The organism is Pedococcus sp. P2_E2 (assembly GCF_056403955.1).
This window is the reverse complement of the sequence record NZ_JBFUEM010000004.1, coordinates 146,766-166,531: the sequence shown is the minus strand read 5'-3', so window position 1 is coordinate 166,531 and position 19,766 is coordinate 146,766. Positions and strand designations below refer to the sequence as shown.

The following is a 19,766-nucleotide window of genomic DNA, read 5'->3' as shown; positions in this document are numbered from 1 at the left end:
GGGGCGGTGGGGCGTCGGGCGCGGTGGTCAGCTGCCGCTGCCGTAGACGCCCTTGTTCTCGTCGCGGATGATGTGGCCGTTCCTGAGCTCGACGACCCGCTTGCGCAGCTGGTCGACGATGTCGTCGTCGTGGGTGGCCATCACGATCGTGGTGCCGGTGCGGTTGATCCGGTCGAGCAGCCGGACGATGTCCAGGCTCGTGGTGGGGTCGAGGTTCCCCGTCGGCTCGTCGCACAGCAGGATCGGCGGCTTGTTGACGAACGCGCGCGCGATGGCGACGCGCTGCTGCTCACCACCGGACAGCTCGTGCGGCAGCCGCTTCTCCTTGCCCTCGAGCCCGACCATCTCGAGCGTCTCGGGGACGACCTGCTTGATGGCATGACCCGAGCGACCGAGCACCTGCAGCGCGAAGGCGACGTTCTGGTAGACGTTCTTGTTCGGCAGCAGCCGGAAGTCCTGGAAGACGGTCCCGATCTCGCGCCGCAGCCGGGGCACCTTCCGGTGGGGCAGGCTGCCGACATCCTGGCCCGCGACGAGCACGCTGCCCTGCGTGACGCCCTCTTCCTTGAGGACCAGGCGCAGCAGAGTGGACTTGCCGGACCCGGAGGCGCCGACCACGAAGACGAACTCGCCGCGCTCGATCTCGAGGTTGATGTCGCTGAGCGCCGGTCGGCTGGACCGGGCGTAGACCTTGCTGACGTTCTCGAAACGGATCATGCGCGTGAGGTGAGCCTTACGGGGGACGAATGGGACGGCATACGGGCAATGCGCGCGAACGCGCACGACCCACCCGAGGATAGGTCGCCCACCGTGGTATGCCGCGCAGCGCCACCTCCTCGGCGTTGCGCCTGCGCCCCCGCGAGCCGACTACTGAGCGAGCTTTTCCTGCTCCTTGCGCCACCGGACCCCGGCCTCGATGAAGCCGTCGATGTCGCCGTCGAAGACCGCGGAGGGGTTGCCGACCTCGAACTCGGTGCGCAGGTCCTTGACCATCTGGTAGGGCTGCAGGACGTACGAGCGCATCTGGTCGCCCCAGCTGGCCTTGACGTCGCCGGCCATCTCCTTGCGCTCGGCAGCCTCCTCGGCCTGGCGCTGGACGAGCAGGCGGGACTGCAGGACGCGCAGGGCGGCGGCGCGGTTCTGGATCTGGGACTTCTCGTTCTGCATGGAGACGACGATGCCTGTGGGGATGTGTGTCATGCGGACAGCGGAGTCGGTGGTGTTGACGCTCTGGCCTCCGGGGCCGCTGGAGCGGAAGACATCGACCTTGATCTCGTTCTCGGGGATCTCGATGGAGTCGGTCTGCTCGATGAGCGGGATGACCTCGACCGCGGCGAAGCTCGTCTGGCGCCGCCCCTGGTTGTCGAACGGGCTGATCCGCACGAGGCGGTGGGTGCCAGCCTCGACGGAGAGGTTGCCGAAGGCGTAGGGCACGTTGATCTCGAAGGTCGCGGACTTGAGCCCCGCCTCCTCGGCGTAGGACGTGTCCATGACCTGGGCCGGGTAGCCGTGGCGCTCGGCCCAGCGCAGGTACATGCGCATCAGCATCTCGGCGAAGTCGGCGGCGTCGACGCCACCCGCGCCGGCGCGGATCGTGATGACGGCCGCACGCTCGTCGTACTCCCCCGACAGCAGGGTGCGGACCTCGAGCTCGCCGACGGCCTTCTGCAGCGAGGCGAGCTCCTTCTCCGCCTCGAGCATCGTGGCGGCGTCCCCGCCGTCTTCGGTGCCCATCTCGACGAGCACCTCGAGGTCCTCGATGCGAGAGTCCATCTCGACGACGCGCTCGTACTCGGAGTTCGCGCGGGACAGCGCCGACGTGACCAGCTGCGCGGCCTCCGGGTCGTCCCAGAGGTCGGGTGCCGACGCCTTGGCCTCCAGCTCGGTGATCTGCTGCTGGACGGACGCCAGGTCGGTCACCTCGCGCACGGAGTCCATGGTGTTGCGGAGCTGCTTGATCTCTTGCTGGAAGTCGACGGCCACGAGACCCAACTCTAATGCCCCACGGCTGTGCGCCCCGACCGCCGCAGAACCCGACCACACCACGACGCAGGTATGCCGCGCGGCTGGGCCGCGCGGCATACCTGGGCTTCCTGCGGGGGGAGGGTCAGACGACCAGGCCGAGGAGGAGGACGAACACCAGGCCGGACACCGACAAGAGCGTCTCCATGAGCGACCAGGTCTTGATGGTCTGTCCGACCGAGAGGCCGAAGTACTCCTTGACCAGCCAGAAGCCTGCGTCGTTGACGTGCGAGAAGAACACCGATCCGGCGCCGATGGCGAGGACGAGAAGGGAGACCTCGGGGGCGCTCATACCAGCGGCCAAGGGCGCCAGGATGCCGGAGGCGGTGACCGTCGCGACGGTCGCGGAACCCGTGGCGAGCCTGATCATGACGGCGACCACCCAGGCGAGGAGGAGGATGCTCACGCCACTGCCCTGCACCCAGTCGGCGACGAGGCCGCCGATGCCGGTGTCGACGAGAGTCTGCTTGAAGCCACCACCAGCGGCGACGATGAGCAGGATGCCGGCGATGGGCGGAAGCGACTTCTCGAGCGAGGAGGAGAGCTCCTTGGTGCCCATGCCGGCGCCGCGGCCGAGGGTGAACATGCCGACGATGACGGCGATGAGCAGCGCGATGAGCGGCGTGCCGAGGAAGTCGAGCACGGTGCGGACCGGGTTGTCCTCGGCGGCGAAGATGTCGGCCAGGGCCTTGCCCATCATCAGGACGACGGGGGTGAGGACTGCGAGCAGGGTGACGGCGAAGGTCGGGCGCTGGAGCCTGGCCTCGCGCTCGTCGTCGGTCGCGAACAGCTCAGGTGCGGGGACGTCGACCCAGCGGCCTGCGAAGCGGGCGAACAGTGGACCGGCGATCGCGATGGTCGGCAGCGCCACGAGGACACCGAAGGCCAGGGTGATGCCGAGGTTGGCCTTGAGGGCGTCGATGGCGACGAGGGGTCCGGGGTGCGGAGGCACGAGGCCGTGCATGGCCGACAGGCCGGCAAGGGCAGGGATACCGACCTTGATGATGGACAGCCCCGAGCGGCGGGCGACCAGGAAGATCACCGGCATCAGCAGGACGAGGCCGATCTCGAAGAACATGGGCAGGCCGATCAGCGCGCCGACGCCGGCCATCGCCCACGGGAGGGTGCGCGAAGAGGATCGGCCGACGATGGTGTCGACGATCTCGTCGGCGCCACCCGAGTCGGCCAGCAGCTTGCCGAACATCGCCCCGAGGGCGATCAGGGTGCCGACCCCGGCCGCGGTCGACCCGAATCCCTTGGTGAAGCTGGCGATGGTGTCGGACATCGCCACGCCGGCCACGGCGCCGACGGTGAGTGACCCCAGGGTCAGTCCGAGGAACGGATGCAGCTTGAAGCGGGTGATCAGCAGGACGATGACGGCGATGCCGAGCAGCGCCGCGGGGATCAGCCGGGCGGCGGGGATGTCGGGCAGCGGCGCGGCATCAGCCGCGCTCAGGGCCGGCTGCAGCAAGGAGAGGAAGTCGGTGTTCACGGCTGGGTCACGCCTTTCGAAGCGAGGGAGCTGAGGATGGTCAGGGACTGGTTGACGAGGGTGTCGACGGGCTGGTCCACGTCGAGCGCGGCACCGATCTCGTCTGGCTGGAGCAGCTCGAGGGTCGCGAACTGCGAGTCGATGAGGGCGGCCGGCATGAAGTGCCCGGGACGCCCCGCCACGCGGGCGGCCAGCACGTCGCGGTCGCCGTGCAGGTGCAGGTACACGGCGTGCGGGCCGGCGAGGGTGAGGACGTCCCGGTAGTCGCGCTTGAGCGCGGAGCAGCTCGCGACGCCCCCAGTGGAGCCGTGGTCAACCAGCCAGGCGCTGATGGCCTGGAGCCACGGGCCGCGGTCTTCGTCGTCGAGCGGGATCCCCGCCGACATCTTGGCGATGTTGGCCTCGGGGTGGAAGTCGTCCGCGTCCGCGAACGGGACGCGCAGTCGCTGGGCGAGGGCCGCGCCGACGGTCGTCTTGCCTGACCCGGACACCCCCATCATCACGACAAGGGGCGGTGCGGGACGTTCCATCACTTCAGGCATGGGCTGACTCCTGTGTCGGCTCGGGCTCGTCGTCGAGTTCCTGGAGATCAGGGTGAAGCATAAGAACCGTTTTAACAAGAGTCTTGGTCAAATAAATATTATTTATATCTTGACCCGTGCGGACACGTCCTGTCTGGCAGGCTTGGGCCATGCCCGTCGACCCCACCACGCCTGACGACCCCTCGACCCGGCCCGGGACCCAAGGCGGGACCGAGGCTGGGACCGAAGGCGGGACCGAAGGCGGAAGCGACGTCGGGCTGCACGCCAGCGTGCTCGACAAGCTGGGTCAGGAGATCGTGTCGGGCACCGTGCCGGTCGGCAGCGTCGTGCGCATCGACCAGCTGGACGCGCGTTTCGGCGTCTCGCGCTCCGTCGTGCGCGAGGCGGTGCGCGTGCTGTCGTCGATGGGCCTGGTCGAGACGCGGCGCCGGCTCGGGGTACGGGTGCGTCCCCGGTCGCAGTGGAACGTCTTCGACCCGAGGGTGATCCGCTGGCGCCTCGCCGGGCCCGACCGGGAGGACCAGCTCGTGTCACTCGGCGAGCTGCGGCGTGGTTTCGAACCCGTGGCCGCCGAGCTCGCCGCCGACCGCGCCACCCCCGAGCAGTGCGGCGCGATGGCCGCGGCCGTGATGGAGATGACCGTGCACGCCAAGTCCGGGGACCTGGTGGCCTACCTGGGGGCCGACAAGGACTTCCACCGCACCATGCTCGAGGCGTCGGGCAACGAGATGCTCGCCGCCCTGGCGACCGTCGTCGACGAGGTGCTCTCCGGTCGGACCCACCACGACCTGATGCCACGCACCCCGAACCCCCTGGCCATCCGCCTGCACAGCGACGTGGCCCAGGCCATCGGCTCCGGAGACGGCAAGGCCGCCAGTGCCGCGATGGCCTCGATCATCGACGAGGCGAGCGCGGCCGTGCGCGGGGTCAAGGACGCCGGGCACGCCGACTGAGCCCCAGGCACCCCCTCAGAGCTCGCAGGAGTTCACGAGGTCACCCGAGGCCGGCCGGGCTCGCAATCCGTCCGCCGGCGGCTGCACCCCGCGCTCGACCCACGCCGTGAGGTCGTCGAACGCCGTGCGCGCGCACGGCAGGAGAGGCCGCAACCGGTCGGGGAACGCGGCATACAGACCGTCGGTGTGGGTGCCGTCGCCGACGCTGTAGTAGCGGTGCAGCGCCCCGGCACCAGCCTGGTCGACCAGTCGGTCGTAGACGTCGCCGTCAGTGGCGGGCGGCAGCAGCGTGTCAAGGGTGCCCTGCACCGTGACCATGGGCTTGCCAATGGCCCCGGTGAGCTGCACGGAGGCCACCGCGTCCTTCACCGACCGGGGCCGCGACGTGTAGTCGTAGTCGGCGTCGCAGTGCGGAGTTCCGCTGGCGCAGAAGGGAGTTCCTGCCTTGAGGTCACCGTCGTAGGTCGGGTCGAGCTCCTCGCGGTAGATGCGCTGCGTCAGGTCCCAGTAGACGGTCTCGTGGAACGGCCACAGGAACTCCGACCCCGGCACGAACCCCGCACCGATGATCGCGTCGTGGGCCGCCTGGTCGCCGGTCGCGGCATACAGCGGGTAGTTCTTCAGCGCGGTGGGCAGGTAGGTGAGCAGGTTCGGGCCCTCGGCGCGGAACAGCGTGCCTTCCCAGTCGAGCCCGCCGTCGTAGAGGTCGGGGCGGTTCTCGAGCTGCCACCGGGTGAGGTAGCCCCCGTTGGAGATCCCGAACATGTAGGTGCGTGCAGGCGCCTTGGCGTAGACCTGCTTCAGGACCCGCTTGGTGGCGACGGTCAGCTCGGTGACGCGCTCGTTCCACTCGGCGATGGAGCCGCCCGGCGCGGATCCGTCGTCGTAGAACGACGCACCCGTGTTGCCCTTGTCGGTCGAGGCGAAGGCGTACCCCTTGCTCAGCACCCAGTCGCCGATGATGAAGTCGTTGGCGTACTGGGCGCGGACGCCGGGTGCCCCGCTGACGATGAGGCCGCCGTTCCAGTTGTCGGGGATCCGGATGACGAACTGGCTGTCGTGCTTCCAGCCGTTGTTGGAGTTGGTGGTCGAGGTGTCGGGGAAGTACCCGTCGACCTGGAGGCCGGGCACACCCGTGGGGTTCTTCGTCCCGGCAGCGTTGAGGCCGGCCCAGTCATTGGGGTTGGTGTGGCCGCTGGCGAGAGTGCCGGCGGTGGTGAGGTCGTCGAGGCACGCGACCTCCTGCAGCTGCGCTCCCGGCACTGCGACCTTGTCCTGGCGTGCACAGTGCCCGCCCTGCGGCTTGTCGGCGGCGGCGGGAGCAGCCGCGGCGAGCGCTCCCCCGACGGCGAGAGCGACCGCGGTGGCCAGGGCTCCGCTGCGGCGGCGTGACGTCACTGTCAGGGACGTGGTCAGGGGCATGGTGGTCATGCAACGCCCGCGGCGCGCGGCCCTCAATGTGGGTCCCCCACACAAACCCGGTATGCCGCGTGTGCAGCGCCGACCACCGCCGGCTCACCTCCCTTGTCCTCTACCTAGGGGCTAGGTAAAGTAAGACCATGACCCCACGTCCAGAGCCGCGTATGACGATCGCCACCCAGCTGGTGCTGGGTGCCCTGCTCGCCGACCCCGGTCGCGAGCTCTACGGCCTCGAGATCGGCGAACAGGCAGGGCTGCCGAGCGGGACCATCCACCCGATCCTGGCTCGTCTCGAGGGCATCGGCTGGGTGGAGTCGAGCTGGGAGGACATCGACCCACGAGTCGAGGGCAGGCCTCAGCGTCGCTACTACCGGCTCACCGCGACGGGCGCTGTCAGCGCTCGCGATGCCTTGTCGCGCGCATATCGCAGCCGTGGGACGCTGCGGACGAATCCACTGGGCGGAACGGCATGATGCCCGCACCCCTGCCTGCCAGGACGCACGGGGAGGCGCCACTGCGCTGGCCGTCTCGCATCGTGCGCCTCGCGACGCACGCTCTCCCGGCGGGCGCGGTGCGAGACCGCTACCGGCTGGAGTTCCTCGCAGAGCTCGCGGAGGTGCCCGGTCCACACCAGACCCGCCACGCCGCGCGCATCCTGACCCACTCCCTGGCATTGCGCTCGGCCGTCCGAGGCACCCAGGTCGCTCCCCTGGAGGCCATCATGACCACACCGACCAAGCCGCTCCTCTGCCGGACGAATCTCCACCACCGCTGGGAGTGGGCCAACACCCTGGACGGTGAGCGTTACATCCGGTGCTCGCTCTGTCTCAAGGAGCGCGAGACGGGGGCTGGCGGCAAGTGGACCGGGGGCATGAGCATGGGCGGCTTCAACGGCGGCGGAATGTGATCGCGAGCGGCTGACCCGGTCAGGTGCGGGCGCCAGTGGACGTGCGCCGCGCCGGTCGATCTTCAGGGCTGACGGTCGCGGGCGCGGTCGGCGACCAGGACGTCGCGGGTGAGCTCGAGCTGACCACGGTGCTGGGCGAGCTCCTCGTAGACGTGCAGCAGCACCTCGCCCTGTGTGGCGTACCTGTCCCGCGGATCCGGGTTGGCAGGCGGCGCGCCCACGTCGCTGGCCGCCACCCACTCGGACAGGCTCCGACGCAGGCGATCGGTTTCAGCCGCGAGGTCGGTCACCGCCCCCGTCGCGGTGAACTCGCTCGGCCGATCACGCGGGACGACCTCACCGAGGTTGGTCGTGGATGCCCAGGCGGCACACATCCCGAGGCAGTGGGTGAGGATCGCGAACGGACTGTTGGCGTCGGGCAGGTCGGGCCGCCGGTTGGCCAGGTCGTCGCCGAGGTCGACGACGATGTCGCGCATGGCCACCAGCGCCTCGTCGCAGAACCTCAGGAAGGTGGCCTTGTCGATCACGGGTGGCCTGTCTCCAGGAGCCGGCGGAAGCCGGCCTCGTCGAGGATCGGCCGACCCAGCTCGCGGGCCTTGTCCTCCTTGGTCCCGGCGTTCTCCCCCACCACGACGTAGTCGGTCTTCTTCGACACCGACCCGGACGCCTTGCCGCCGCGAGACAGGATCGCCTCCTTGGCCGAGTCGCGCGAGAAGCCCTCGAGCGAACCGGTGACGACGATGGTCATCCCAGCGAGGGTCTGTTCCACCGACTCGTCGCGCTCGTCCGCCATGACCACTCCGTCGGCCTGCCACTGCCTCACGATCTGGTCGTGCCAGTCGACGGCGAACCAGGCTGCGACGGCGTCGGCGATGACCCCGCCCACACCCTCGACGCCCGCCAGCTCCTTGGGACGCTCCTTCGCCGCATCGCGAAGTGCGTCCATCGTGGCGAAGTGCTGAGCCAGCGCCCGCGCTGCCGTCGGCCCGACGTGGCGGATCGACAGGGCGACGATGACGCGCCAGAGGGGTTGCTGCTTGGCCTGCTCGAGGTTCTCGGAGAGTCGGATCCCGTTGGCGGACAGTACTTTTCCATCGACGACGGACTCCGGGGGGTCGGACTTCTTGGCCGCTCGGGTGAACAGCGGCACCGTCGCCAGTCGAGCGCGCCCCGCCTCACCGGCCAGCCCGAACAGGCCACTCTCGTCCTCGAGGACGCCCGACTCGAGGAGGGCGACGGAGCCCTCCCAGCCCAGCGCCTCGATGTCGAACGCACCACGACCGGCCAGTCCGGCGAGTCGCTCCCGCAGCTGCGACGGACAGGTGCGGGAGTTCGGGCAACGGATGTCCTTGTCTCCCTCCTTCTCCGGCGCCAGGGGGGTCCCGCAGGAGGGGCACTCGGTGGGCATGACGAACTCGCGTTCGGTGCCGTCGCGCAGGTCGACCACGGGCCCGAGGATCTCGGGGATCACGTCGCCTGCCTTGCGCAGCACCACGGTGTCGCCGATGAGCACGCCCTTGCGACGCACCTCGTCGGCGTTGTGCAGCGTGGCGCGCTCGACGGTCGAGCCCGCGACCACCACCGGCTCCATCACCCCGAACGGCGTCACCCGACCGGTGCGGCCGACGTTGACGAGGATGTCGAGGAGCTTGGTGTTGACCTCCTCGGGTGGGTACTTGAACGCGATCGCCCAGCGCGGCGCCCGCGAGGTGGACCCGAGCTGGCGCTGCAGCGAGATCTCGTCGACCTTGATGACGATGCCGTCCAGCTCGTGCTCGACGCTGTGTCGCTCGGCGCCGTACTGGTCGATGAACTGCTGGACTTCCTCGACCGATTCGAGGACGCGGTAGTGCGTCGAGATGGGCAGCCCCCACTCGCGGAACAGGTCGTAGGCCTGCGACTGCCGGGTCAGCTCGAAGCCCTCGCGCAGCCCGATGCCGTGCACGAGCATCCGCAGGCCACGGCTGGCCGTGACGCGAGGGTCCTTCTGCCGCAACGAACCGGCGGCAGTGTTGCGCGGGTTGGCGTAGGGCGCCTTGCCTGCCTCGACCAGGCTCGCGTTGAGGTCGCCGAACGCCTCGACCGGGAAGTAGACCTCGCCCCGGATCTCGACGCGCGCCGGGTGGTTGGACCCGGCGAGCTGGTGCGGGATGCCCTGGATGGTCTTGACGTTGTTGGTGACGTCCTCGCCCGTGCGCCCGTCGCCGCGGGTCAGGGCGCGCACGAGGCGGCCCTTCTCATAGAGGAGGTTGACGGCCAGGCCATCGATCTTCAGCTCGCACAGATAGTGGTATGCCGCGGACCCCGCATCGCGCGCCACCCTCGCCGCCCAGGCGGCGAGCTCCTCGGGCGAGAAGCAGTTGTCGAGGCTCAGCATGCGCTCGAGGTGGTCCACCGCGGTGAAGTCGGTCGAGAAGACGGCGCCGCCGACCTGCTGGGTCGGGCTCTCGGGGGTGCGCAGCTCGGGGAACTCCTCCTCCAGCTCGTTGAGCCGGCGGATCAGCCGGTCGTAGTCACCGTCGCTGATCGTCGGCGCATCCCTGACGTGGTAGGCGAACTGGGCCGCAGTGGCCTGCTCGGCCAGCTCTGCCCACTCGTGGCGAGCCGCGTCCGTGGCTGGCTCCAGCGCAGACCCAGTGGCAGCTGTAGAGGCGTTCTCAGTCACGCTGCCCATCCTGCCGTACGCCTCCGACACCTGTGTCGCAGACGGGCGCGGGCCGTGGGACACGGCATACCGGAATCCGTAGCCAAAGGACGCGCTCTCGGCGAGGATGGCTGAAACCGGACCCCCACCGCCGAGGAGCCTGCGCCATGACCAATCTCGCCACCAACTTGGTGACCACCGCCCAGGAGCGGCCGGACCAGCCGGCCATCAAGTTCATGGGCAACGACATCAGCTACGCCCAGATCCACGGCATGGCTGCACAGGTGGCGGGGTCGCTGAAGGCAGCAGGCATCGAGCCCGGTGACCGCGTGGCGATCATCCTCCCCAACGTGCCGGCCTTCCCTGTCGTCTTCTTCGGCTCCCTGCTGGCCGGCGCGATCGTGGTGCCGATGAACCCCCTGCTCAAGTCCGGCGAGATCGACTTCTTCTTCACCAACTCCGGGGCCAAGGTCGCCTTCGTCTGGCCGGACTTCGTGGCGGAGGCCACCGAGGGAGCCAAGAACTCGGGCACCCGCATCATCACGTGCGGTCCCATGGGTCCCGTCGAGGGCGCCCTCGAGGGCGGTGACCCGATCGCCGAGCCGGTCGAGCGCGACGACGAGGACACCGCGATCGTGCTCTACACCTCGGGCACGACCGGTCGGCCCAAGGGCGCCGAGCTGACCCACAGGAACGTCCACCTGAACGCGCACCGCAGTGCCGTCGAGATCCAGGCGACCACGCCGGACGACGTGGTGATGGGCTGCCTGCCGCTGTTCCACGTGTTCGGGCTCGTCGTGGGCCTCAACGCCGCGGTCATCGCCGGCGCGGCGCTGGCGCTCATCCCCCGGTTCGACCCGGCCGAGGCGATCAAGGTGATCGGCAACGAGAAGGTCACCATCTTCATGGGCGTCCCCACGATGTATGCAGCGATCCTCAACCACCCCGACTCCGACGCCCTCGATGCGACGTCGCTGCGTACCTGCTGCTCGGGTGGGTCCGCCATGCCGCTGGAGGTCATGAAGGCGTTCGAGGAGAAGTTCGGCTGCATGATCCTGGAGGGCTACGGCCTGTCCGAGACCTCTCCGGTGGCGTCCTTCAACATGCCGACCATGGAGCGCAAGCCCGGCACCATCGGGGTCGCGATCCCCGGTTGCGAGATGAAGCTGATCGACCTCGAGGGCAACGACGTCGCAGCGGGCGAGGGCGTCGGCGAGATCGCGATCCGCGGCGACAACGTCATGAAGGGTTACTGGCAGAACCCCGAAGCCACCGCCGAGGCCATCCCCGACGGCTGGTTCCGCACCGGGGACCTGGCCACCGTGGACGACGAGGGCTACTACACGATCGTCGACCGCAAGAAGGACATGATCCTGCGCGGCGGCATGAACGTGTACCCGCGCGAGGTCGAGGAGGTGCTCTACACCCACCCCGACGTGCTCGAGGCCGCTGTGGTCGCGGTGCCGGACGAGCTGCTCGGCGAGGACGTGGGCGCTGCCGTCGCGCTGCGTCCCGGCGCCACCGCGACGCTGGAGGACGTGCAGGCCTTCGTCAAGGAGCGGATTGCCGCCTACAAGTACCCGCGGCACATCTGGGCCGTCCCCGAGCTGCCCAAGGGCCCCACCGGCAAGATCCTGCGGCGCGAGGTGCACAAGCCGGCCGACGTCTGAGGGACGAGGTCAGGCGTCCTTGCGACGCTTGGCGGGGAGGCCGATGACCACGGCTGAGACGAGCACGATGGCGGCGCCCAGCAGCTGCGGCCAGGCCAGGTGCTCACCCAGGACGACGACGCCCAGCAGCACCGACACGACCGGAATCAGGTAGGTGACGGTGGTGCTGACCGTGGCACCCGCGCCACGCACGACGTCGAACTGGAGCATGTAGGCGAGCCCGGTCCCGACGACGCCCAGCACGAGGACGCAGAGCAGCGGCAGCAGCACTCCCCCGGCATCGAGGTTGACGTGCCCGGCCCACGGGGCGGCGTACGCGTCGCGGTTGAACAGCCACCACACGAGAATGACCGGCACCATGAGCGCGGACCCCACCAGCAGCAACGCGGTCGGCATCGAGAGCCCACCCAGGTCTGCGCCCCCGAGGAAGCGCCGGTTGTAGGTCCAGCCCAGGCCGTAGGACGCGCCGGCGACGAGCGTCATGCCGAAGCCCAGCAGGTCGGGGCGGCCGGCGGACTCCCACGGCTGCATGATGACGATGACGCCGGCGAACCCGATGACGACGGCAGCCAGCTTGCGTGGGGACAGGCGGTCGCTCGGCAGCAGGGCCAGCGCGAAGAAGACGGCGGCCAACGGGGTGGTGGCGTTTCCGATCCCGGCCAGTGCAGAGGAGACGCGCACCTCACCGGCGGCGAACAGGCTGAAAGGCAGCGCCGTGAGGAATACGCCCGACACGGCGAGATGGGCCCAGGTGCGGCGCGCGCGGGGCAGCCGGCCACGGGTGACGGCCAACAGCGCCAGCAGGGTCGCGGTGCCGGCGAAGATGCGCAGCCCCGAGATCTGCAGCGGGGCCATGGTCCGCAGCCCGACCTTCATCAACAGGAAGCTCGACCCCCAGATGAAGGCGAGCAGGACGTACTTGGCCTGCCAGGGCACCCGGGTCACCGGGGAGCTGGCGACGGTGGGGGTGGCGACACTGGTGCTCATTGGTGGGTCAACTCTCGGCTCGTTCCGACCATTCCGCGGCCACGGCGACCGCTGCGCGTTGAACGCGCCAGGCCCCCTCTGGTGTGAGTCCGGGCAAACCGCAGGCCGGGCTCGCGGTGAGGTCGCCCAAGGACTTCGCAGACATCCCGGCGTCGTGCCAGCCGCGGCTCACCACGTCGGCGGCACCGCGGACGGTGCCGCTGGCATCGGTCGGCAGGCACCCGGCATACAAGGCCACGCCGTCCTCGACGGTGGCGGCGATCGACTCCCAGCGTTGGGGGGTGAGGGAGGTGACGTCGAGGCTCACGGCGCCGACCCCGGTCGCCCGGAGCAAAGGCAGGGGTATGCCGGGATCGCAGCAGTGCACGACCGTCGCCGCTGCCTCGATGGCGGGGTTGTCGGTCGCGGCGGCGAGCACGTCGCGCAGACCGTTCATGGCGGCGAGGGGGTCGACGGGGCGCAGGTGCCCGTAGCCGGAGGCCGTGGGCAGGTGACCGGCGAGGACGGCAGGCAGGGACGGCTCGTCGAGCTGCAGCACGAGCGAGGCACCGGGGACGAGGCGGGCGACATCGGCCAGGTGGACCCGCAAACCCTCGGCGAGCGAGCCGACGAGGTCGCGCAGCGCCCCCGGATCGGCCAGTGCCTTCTCACCGCGCTGGAGCTCGATGCCGGCGGCGAGGGTCCACGGGCCGGTGCACTGGATCTTGAGGTCACCCGCGTAGCCGTCGAACGCCTCGGCGAGCTCGTCGAGGTCCTGGCCCAGCAGGGCCTTGGTGCGCTGGGCGTCGTGCCCGCCGCGCTCGACGAAGCGCCAGCCGCTGGGCTGGAGGTCCACGTGCAGGTCGACCAGCAGTCCGGCCGCCCGACCGATCATGTCGGCGCCGGGTCCGCGAGCCGGGAGCTCTGGCAGATAGGGCAGGTGTCCGTCACCGAGGATGTCGCGGACGCCCTTGAGGGCTTCGCGGATGTCGGTGCCCGGGAGAGATCCGATGCCGGTTGCGCGAGCCACGCCCCGAGACTAGTCAGCGGTACCGACACGCCTGAGGGCAGGATCCCTAGTCTCTACCCATGGCTCGAGTGGACCCGGACGACGACAGCATCCGTCGCTTCGTGGTGCATCACCACCGCTACGACCCGCAGCGCCGCGAATTTCGCAACGTCGCTGTGGCCGCGTTCGACAACGCCGACGAGTTCGACGCCGCCCTTCGCGAGACAAGCGCTGGCATCGAGCGCCGACGTCGGTCAGGCGAACCCGTCGACCGCCGCGAGCACGCGTCGGGCACCGAGTACGGCCCGGGCGCTCGCGAGCAGGCCGCCTACGGCCGGTTCCTGCAACGCGCCGCCCGCCATGGCGTCGACGTGCGGCGCTTTCTGGCCAAGCGCGACCCGCCATCCAACATGGCGTTCATCTTCTTCGACAGCGACGACGGCGATGGCCAGACCGACACGGGACGCGGCGAGGACAGGGGCGAGGACGGCGGCTGACTGCTCCCTCAGTCGGGGAGCTCGCTCGGCAGGACCACCGCGTCCACCAGTGCGCCGTTGCGGATGACGGTGACTTCCATCCGCCTCCCGATCGCCTCGGTGAACAGGCGCTTCTGCAGCGACTGGGCATCGCCGAGCGGGGCGCCGTCGATCGCAAGGACCAGGTCGCCCGCGAGCAGGCCACTCCTCGCCGCCGGGCTCTTCTCGACGACCTCGACCACTCGCAGCGCGCCGCGCTGCCCGTACCGCTCGGCCTGCGCCGGCGTCAGCCGTGCGGGAGTGCTCACGAGCCCGAGGTAGGCGCGCCGCACCCGCCCGTCGTGCATCAGCGCGTAGATGATCCGGTGGGTCGTGGCATTGATTGGTACCGCCATGCCGAGGCCGATTCCGGCGACAGCCGTGTTGATCCCGACGACCTGACCGCGGCTGTCGGCGAGCGCCCCACCGGAGTTGCCGGGGTTGAGCGCGGCGTCGGTCTGGATGACGTCCTCGATCAGGCGCGCGGTCGTGCGGGTACGCACCGGCATGCTGCGGCCGAGGGCGCTCACCACTCCGGCCGTGACGGTGCCCGACAGGCCCAGCGGGTTGCCGACGGCCACCACGAGCGAACCCACGAGGAGCGAGCTCGCGTCGCCGTACTCCGGCGGCGCCGGCACCTCGCGGTCCGCGCGGATGACCGCGATGTCGGACAGCGGGTCACGGCCAACGACCTCGAAGTGCGCGACCGTTCCGTCGGCGAACTCGGCACTGCCTCCGCTCGCGTCGCCGACGACGTGCGCGTTGGTGAGGAGATGCGACTCGCCGGTCAGCACCACGGCAGACCCCGAGGACTCTCCGCGGCGCGACCGGATCCGCAGGGCCGCAACCTTGGGCGTCAGCTGTGCCGCGACGGAGGTGACAATCGCCGAGTAGGCGTCCAGCGCGGCCGACTCTGTGGCCGGGTCAGAGGCCGCGGGGTCCGTGGCCGCCGGGTCTGTGGTCATGCCAGTGTCAACGAGCGGTCGGCACGGTGGGATTCCTGGGTTCACCGAGGGCGAACGACGCGGTCGCGGACCCGCGGTCGACCTCGGCACACAGATGCCCCGAACCTACCGATTCGCGCCCATTCCCTCGTCGAATCAGTGCAGATGTTCTAGCCGGAGTCATGGCCCCGGTGGAGGCGGGGAGCCTGCATGGAGTTCTAGCGTCGAGACAAGCCGCGCGATGTGCAGGGCGGCCATCTGCAACCGAAGGAGCACGCATGCGCCTCAAGCGTCTGATCATCGTCCCGGCGGCAGCCGGGGTCCTCGTCCTCGTCGGAGTGTCAGCCGCCAGTGCCGGCGAGATCACCGGCACTGGCAAGCCCGCGCAGGGCGCCGCGCACGCCAACTCGATCTGCGCGTTCTCCGGACTGGAGGACGGCGATGGTGCCGGGTTCCCCGGTCCCGGCGGTGCGCCGCCCCAGAACTGGGGCCACAGCAAGTCGTTCTTCGGGGCGACCCCAGCCGAGCGCAAGGCGTCGGGCTTCCAGCCGGGCGACTCCTGCAACGGTCACCGTGGCTTCCTCGCCGGTGGTGGCGAGGAGCCGTAACCAGGTCGCTGGCCTGACCCACGACTGGGCCCACTCTCCCCGAAGGGAGGGTGGGCCTCGTCATGTGGCGGAGACGGTTCCGGCCTGGAACCGGAGTCAACCGTGCTGTTACCCGGCTGATACCGCCTCAGCACCAGCCTGGAACCACCCCGTGTCACAACGGTCTGACCACGGGAGGTCCGGCACTCAGGTCGACCGCCCTCGACCCTCGAAGGAACCGATCATGTCCACCACTCGCCGCACCATCACCACCACGATCGCACTGGCCGGCCTGCTCGTCCTGGGAACCGGCTCCGTCCCTGCCACCGCCCGCCAGGACGCGGGCCCGACCGTCGTCCACACGATCCCCGACGAGGGCCACTGCCCGCTCGCCCGCGTGGGGACACAGTTCGTCAAGTGCGACAACCTCACCGGAAACGGCGTGCGGGCCCCGGGCTGGATCCCCCGCGCCTGAGCGTTCCTCTCCGATCGCCGGACGGCTCCTGCGTTCGGAGAGGGCACTCAAGATCCCCTGGGATCACTCTTGCCGCGGACCGGGCGGGGGAGCAGTGTTAGCCCTGACGGTAGCGCCGTCGGGGTGCTGCCCCGAGCAGAGGAGTTTCGTCGTGTATGCACGAACCACAACCGTCCAGGCAGACCCCTCCAAGATCGACGACGGGATCGCCAACGTCCGTGACGAGGTCACGCCGGCGATCACCGCCATGGATGGATGTGTCGGGATGTCGATGCTCGTGGACCGCGCGTCCGGCCGCTGCATCGCCACATCGTCGTGGGAGTCAGAGGCTGCGCTGCGGGACAGCGCCGGCAAGGTCCTTCCGCTGCGTGATGCAGCCGAGCAGGCCCTGGGTGCCAGCACCAGCACCGTGGACACGTGGGAGGTCGCCGTCGTCCACCGCCACCACGCCATGCCCGAAGGCGCCTGCGCTCGGGTCACCTGGCTGAGCGGGATGGCCGATCATGCCGAACGCGCTTCCGACGTCTTCAGGATGGCCGTCCTCCCCAGGGTTCAGGAGCTCGATGGGTTCTGCAGCGCCAGTCTGCTCATCAGCCGCGAGACCGGCCGAGCGGTGGGCGCCGTCACCTTCGAGCGCCGAGAGCAGCTCGAAGCCAGCCGCGATGCCGCTGCCGGCATTCGCGAAGCAGCGAGCAGGGACATCGGCTCGACCATCGACGACGTGGCAGAGATGGAGGTGGTGCTCGCTCATCTCCACCTCCCCGAGATGGTTTGACAGCAGCGTCAGGCACAACATGCCGGGATGGTCCCTGCCCCCGGACCATCCCGACCTCGCTCCCGGGTCATGGAGTGCGCAGGCACCCTCGGGAGCGACGCGCCCGGACCTAGATCGCGTCGTGGTGCGTGATCAGCCGCTTCGGTGCAACGCAGCGCCAAGCGTCCTCGATGATCTCCTCGACGTGCGACCAGTCGATGTCGTCCACGTCGAGATAGACCCCGACCCACCCCCGATGACCCACATACGGCGGCCGGAAGTAACGACGCGGCTCGGCTGCGACCAGTGCGGACTGCACCCCTTCCGGTGCAGCCGTCCAGATCGCCGTGCGGTCGTCGTGGTGCTCCTGCGCCGCCATCACGAAAGCCTTCCTCCCACCGGCGAACCAGCAGGGCTCACCGTGCGACTCCCGTTGCTCCGTCTCCGGGAGCGCGAGACACAGCGACCGCACCCGCGCCAGCGGTGACCCGTCCTGGATCCCGCCGCGCACCATACGAGTCAGCGCTCGAGCCAGGCGGACGCGATCGTCGCCGAGCCGACCACGCGCGTTCCTTCGTAGAGGACCACTGACTGGCCCGGCGCGACGCCGCGGAGCCGACCAGCGAGCCGCACCTCCACGTCGTCGCCGGATGCCCAGGCCTGCGCGGGCACTTCCTCGCCGTGTGCGCGCACCTGGGCGCCCACCTCGACGACGCCCTCCGGCGGCGGACCGCACCACCGGGCGTGGTCACCACGAATCGCGTTGACCCCCAACAGGTCTGACGTGCCGATCATGACGCGGTTGGCCGCCGCGTCCACCGACACGACGTAGCGCGGGTCACCGTCCATGACCGACCGATCGAGACCCAGCCCCCGTCGCTGACCGACGGTGTAGGCATAGGCGCCCTGGTGCGCGCCCACCACCTCGCCCGACTCGGCGTCGACGATCTCGCCGGGCTGCTCCCCCAACCGAGACGTGAGCCAGCCGCGGGTGTCGCCGTCGGCGATGAAGCAGATGTCGTGCGAGTCGGGCTTGCTGGCGACGTAGAAGCCGCGCTCCTTGGCCTCGGCGCGGATCTCCGGCTTCGCCGTGTCACCCAAGGGAAAGAACGCCCGATCCAGCTGGTCGGCGTCGAGCACCCCCAGCACGTAGGACTGGTCCTTGGCCATGTCGACGGCACGGTGCAGCTCTCGGCCGCCGTCGTCGCGCTCGACGACCTGGGCGTAGTGGCCGGTCGCCACCGCGTCGAAGCCCAGCGCGACCGCCTTGTCGAGCAGCGCGGAGAACTTGATCTTCTCGTTGCAGCGCAGGCAGGGGTTGGGGGTGCGTCCGGCGGAGTACTCCGCGACGAAGTCCTCCATGACGTCGCGCTTGAACCGCTCGGCCATGTCCCAGACGTAGAAGGGGATCCCGAGCATGTCGGCGACGCGGCGGGCATCCCCGGCGTCCTCGATCGTGCAGCAGCCACGGGCCGACTCGCGCAGCGTCGCAGCACTCTGCGACAGGGCGAGGTGCACGCCGACGACCTCGTGCCCCGCGTCGAGCATCCGTCCGGCGGCGACGGCGGAGTCCACCCCGCCGGACATGGCGGCGACGACCCGCATCAGTCGGTCCATCCGCTGGCCCGCCGGGCACGCTCGATCGCCGCGGGCAGGGCGGCAAGCACCGCGTCGACGTCGGCGTCGGTCGAGGTGTGGCCGAACGTCAGGCGCAGCGCACCCCGCGCGGACTCCTCGGGGATCCCCATGGCCAGCAGAACGTGCGACGGCTGCGGCACACCTGCCTGGCAGGCCGAACCGGTCGAGCACTCGACGCCGACGGCGTCGAGGAGGTAGAGGAGGGAGTCGCCCTCGCAGCCGGGAACGAGCAGGTGCGCGTTGCCGGGCAGCCGGTGTATGCCGTCGCCGGCCTCCCACGCGCCCGTCGCCCTGATGTCGTAGCCGAGATCCATCGCCGAACGGATCAGCCTGTCCCGCAACGCCATCAGCCGAGGTGCCTCCATCGAGATGCTGGCGACGGACTCCTCCATGGCCACAGCGAAGGAGCGGATCCCGGGGACGTCGAGGGTCCCGCTGCGGATCTGCCGCTCCTGTCCCCCACCAAAGGTCTGGGGCACGACCACTGCATCGCGGCGCACGAGCAGCGCGCCGACTCCCACCGGCCCACCGACCTTGTGGGCGGTGACCGTCATCAGGTCGGCTCCCGACTCGGCGAAGTCCACGGGGAGGTGGCCTGCGGCCTGCACCGCGTCGGTGTGGAACGGCACCCCGAACTCATGGGCGAGGGCCGCGAGCGCTGCCACGGGCTGCACGGTGCCGACCTCGTTGTTGGCCCACATGACGGTGACCAGGGCCACCGAGTCGGGGTCCTCCTCGATCGCGGCGCGCACAGCGTCGGTCGTGATGAAGCCGAGCGCGTCGGGCTCGACCCACGTCACCTTGGCCCCCTCCTGGGCGACCAGGTGCTCGACGCAGTCGAGGACGGCGTGGTGCTCGATCGCGCTGCAGACGATGCGCACCCGGCCCGGGTCTGCCTCCCGCCTCGCCTCGAACGTGCCGGCCACGGCCAGGTTGTCGGACTCGGTGCCCCCGGACGTGAAGACCACCTCGGACGGTCGTGCGCCGAGCGCCTTGGCCAGCCGCTCGCGCGACTCCTCGACGACCCTGCGAGCCATCCGGCCGGAGGTGTGCAGCGAGGACGCGTTGCCGGTGGTGGCCAGCTGGTCGGCCATCGCCGCGATGGCCGATGGGAGCATCGGCGTGGTGGCGGCATGGTCGAGGTAGGCGGTCACCGTCGAAAGTTTACTCGTCAACCGCTCAACCTTCGGTCGGAGTGTGGCGTTGGGTACGTCAGCGGGCGACGAGCC

21 protein-coding genes are annotated in these 19,766 nt (G+C 69.9%); 8 read left to right on the top strand and 13 right to left on the bottom strand.

From position 1 onward, the window contains the following. Positions 1-27: 27 nt before the first annotated feature. From ftsE to AC1DWR_RS10495, 4 genes are all read right to left on the bottom strand, one after another. Positions 28-717, bottom strand: coding sequence for a cell division ATP-binding protein FtsE (gene ftsE, locus AC1DWR_RS10510; RefSeq protein ID WP_477615162.1), 690 nt, complete (start codon positions 715-717; stop codon positions 28-30). Between the two features lie 150 nt (positions 718-867). Then, complete coding sequence (gene prfB / locus AC1DWR_RS10505; protein ID WP_477615161.1) at positions 868-1,983, bottom strand: peptide chain release factor 2; 1,116 nt, start codon at positions 1,981-1,983, stop codon at positions 868-870. Positions 1,984-2,107: 124 nt separating this feature from the next. Continuing rightward, positions 2,108-3,514 carry a GntP family permease gene (locus AC1DWR_RS10500; RefSeq protein WP_477615160.1) on the bottom strand — a complete coding sequence of 469 codons (1,407 nt, stop codon included), beginning with the start codon at positions 3,512-3,514 and terminating at the stop codon, positions 2,108-2,110. Continuing rightward, the gene (locus AC1DWR_RS10495) at positions 3,511-4,056 is read right to left on the bottom strand and encodes a gluconokinase (RefSeq protein WP_477615159.1); all 546 of its coding nucleotides are present in this window, start codon (positions 4,054-4,056) and stop codon (positions 3,511-3,513) included. Before AC1DWR_RS10495 ends, AC1DWR_RS10500 begins: the two co-directional genes overlap by 4 nt. A 149-nt stretch (positions 4,057-4,205) precedes the next feature. Between AC1DWR_RS10495 and AC1DWR_RS10490 the strand changes: the two genes are divergently transcribed. Next, the gene (locus AC1DWR_RS10490) at positions 4,206-5,009 is read left to right on the top strand and encodes a FadR/GntR family transcriptional regulator (RefSeq protein WP_477624371.1); all 804 of its coding nucleotides are present in this window, start codon (positions 4,206-4,208) and stop codon (positions 5,007-5,009) included. Positions 5,010-5,024: 15 nt separating this feature from the next. On the opposite strand, the gene AC1DWR_RS10485 is transcribed toward AC1DWR_RS10490, so the two are convergent. Next, on the bottom strand, positions 5,025-6,431 hold the full coding sequence (locus AC1DWR_RS10485; RefSeq protein ID WP_477624370.1) for a tannase/feruloyl esterase family alpha/beta hydrolase: 1,407 nt from the start codon (positions 6,429-6,431) through the stop codon (positions 5,025-5,027). 137 nt (positions 6,432-6,568) lie between these two features. Between AC1DWR_RS10485 and AC1DWR_RS10480 the strand changes: the two genes are divergently transcribed. Both AC1DWR_RS10480 and AC1DWR_RS10475 read left to right on the top strand, forming a co-directional pair. After that, entirely contained in the window at positions 6,569-6,901 is a 333-nt protein-coding gene (locus tag AC1DWR_RS10480) for a PadR family transcriptional regulator (protein WP_477615156.1), read from the top strand. Next, positions 6,898-7,335, top strand: coding sequence for a hypothetical protein (locus AC1DWR_RS10475; protein WP_477615155.1), 438 nt, complete (start codon positions 6,898-6,900; stop codon positions 7,333-7,335). Before AC1DWR_RS10480 ends, AC1DWR_RS10475 begins: the two co-directional genes overlap by 4 nt. A 62-nt stretch (positions 7,336-7,397) precedes the next feature. Here the strand turns inward: AC1DWR_RS10475 and AC1DWR_RS10470 are convergent, their stop codons facing one another. Both AC1DWR_RS10470 and ligA read right to left on the bottom strand, forming a co-directional pair. Further along, positions 7,398-7,862 (bottom strand): mycothiol transferase, encoded by a 465-nt coding sequence (locus AC1DWR_RS10470; protein ID WP_477615154.1) that lies wholly within the window; start codon positions 7,860-7,862, stop codon positions 7,398-7,400. Then, positions 7,859-10,009 (bottom strand): NAD-dependent DNA ligase LigA, encoded by a 2,151-nt coding sequence (ligA, locus tag AC1DWR_RS10465; RefSeq protein ID WP_477615153.1) that lies wholly within the window; start codon positions 10,007-10,009, stop codon positions 7,859-7,861. Before ligA ends, AC1DWR_RS10470 begins: the two co-directional genes overlap by 4 nt. 137 nt (positions 10,010-10,146) lie before the next feature. Between ligA and AC1DWR_RS10460 the strand changes: the two genes are divergently transcribed. After that, entirely contained in the window at positions 10,147-11,649 is a 1,503-nt protein-coding gene (locus AC1DWR_RS10460; protein ID WP_477615152.1) for a long-chain-fatty-acid--CoA ligase, read from the top strand. Positions 11,650-11,658: 9 nt separating this feature from the next. On the opposite strand, the gene AC1DWR_RS10455 is transcribed toward AC1DWR_RS10460, so the two are convergent. Together AC1DWR_RS10455 and AC1DWR_RS10450 are read right to left on the bottom strand one after the other, a co-directional pair. Further along, positions 11,659-12,636: a DMT family transporter gene (locus tag AC1DWR_RS10455; RefSeq protein WP_477615151.1), complete on the bottom strand. Its 978-nt coding sequence runs from the start codon at positions 12,634-12,636 to the stop codon at positions 11,659-11,661. A gap of 7 nt (positions 12,637-12,643) precedes the next feature. Beyond that, entirely contained in the window at positions 12,644-13,645 is a 1,002-nt protein-coding gene (locus tag AC1DWR_RS10450; protein WP_477615150.1) for a uroporphyrinogen decarboxylase/cobalamine-independent methonine synthase family protein, read from the bottom strand. Positions 13,646-13,704: 59 nt separating this feature from the next. On the opposite strand from AC1DWR_RS10450, the gene AC1DWR_RS10445 reads away from it, so the two are divergent. Beyond that, entirely contained in the window at positions 13,705-14,121 is a 417-nt protein-coding gene (locus AC1DWR_RS10445; protein ID WP_477615149.1) for a hypothetical protein, read from the top strand. A gap of 8 nt (positions 14,122-14,129) precedes the next feature. On the opposite strand, the gene AC1DWR_RS10440 is transcribed toward AC1DWR_RS10445, so the two are convergent. Further along, entirely contained in the window at positions 14,130-15,104 is a 975-nt protein-coding gene (locus AC1DWR_RS10440) for a S1C family serine protease (RefSeq protein WP_477615148.1), read from the bottom strand. A gap of 257 nt (positions 15,105-15,361) precedes the next feature. Here AC1DWR_RS10440 and AC1DWR_RS10435 point away from each other — a divergent pair, with 257 nt between their 5' ends. The 3 genes from AC1DWR_RS10435 to AC1DWR_RS10425 all read left to right on the top strand — a co-directional run bounded on the left by AC1DWR_RS10435 (position 15,362) and on the right by AC1DWR_RS10425 (position 16,920). After that, on the top strand, positions 15,362-15,691 hold the full coding sequence (locus tag AC1DWR_RS10435) for a hypothetical protein (protein ID WP_477615147.1): 330 nt from the start codon (positions 15,362-15,364) through the stop codon (positions 15,689-15,691). A gap of 223 nt (positions 15,692-15,914) precedes the next feature. Beyond that, complete coding sequence (locus AC1DWR_RS10430) at positions 15,915-16,145, top strand: hypothetical protein (RefSeq protein ID WP_477615146.1); 231 nt, start codon at positions 15,915-15,917, stop codon at positions 16,143-16,145. Positions 16,146-16,296: 151 nt separating this feature from the next. Then, positions 16,297-16,920: an antibiotic biosynthesis monooxygenase gene (locus AC1DWR_RS10425; protein ID WP_477624369.1), complete on the top strand. Its 624-nt coding sequence runs from the start codon at positions 16,297-16,299 to the stop codon at positions 16,918-16,920. A gap of 109 nt (positions 16,921-17,029) precedes the next feature. Here AC1DWR_RS10425 and AC1DWR_RS10420 read toward each other — a convergent pair whose 3' ends face one another. The 3 genes from AC1DWR_RS10420 to AC1DWR_RS10410 are packed head-to-tail and all read right to left on the bottom strand — an operon-like array spanning position 17,030 to position 19,691. Then, on the bottom strand, positions 17,030-17,410 hold the full coding sequence (locus AC1DWR_RS10420; RefSeq protein ID WP_477624368.1) for an MmcQ/YjbR family DNA-binding protein: 381 nt from the start codon (positions 17,408-17,410) through the stop codon (positions 17,030-17,032). A gap of 8 nt (positions 17,411-17,418) precedes the next feature. Further along, the gene (gene mnmA, locus AC1DWR_RS10415) at positions 17,419-18,504 is read right to left on the bottom strand and encodes a tRNA 2-thiouridine(34) synthase MnmA (protein ID WP_477624367.1); all 1,086 of its coding nucleotides are present in this window, start codon (positions 18,502-18,504) and stop codon (positions 17,419-17,421) included. After that, a complete protein-coding gene (locus AC1DWR_RS10410; protein ID WP_477615142.1) occupies positions 18,504-19,691 on the bottom strand; it encodes a cysteine desulfurase family protein in 1,188 nt (395 codons plus the stop codon). The genes mnmA and AC1DWR_RS10410 overlap by 1 nt, the downstream gene beginning before the upstream one ends. Positions 19,692-19,766: the final 75 nt, after the last annotated feature.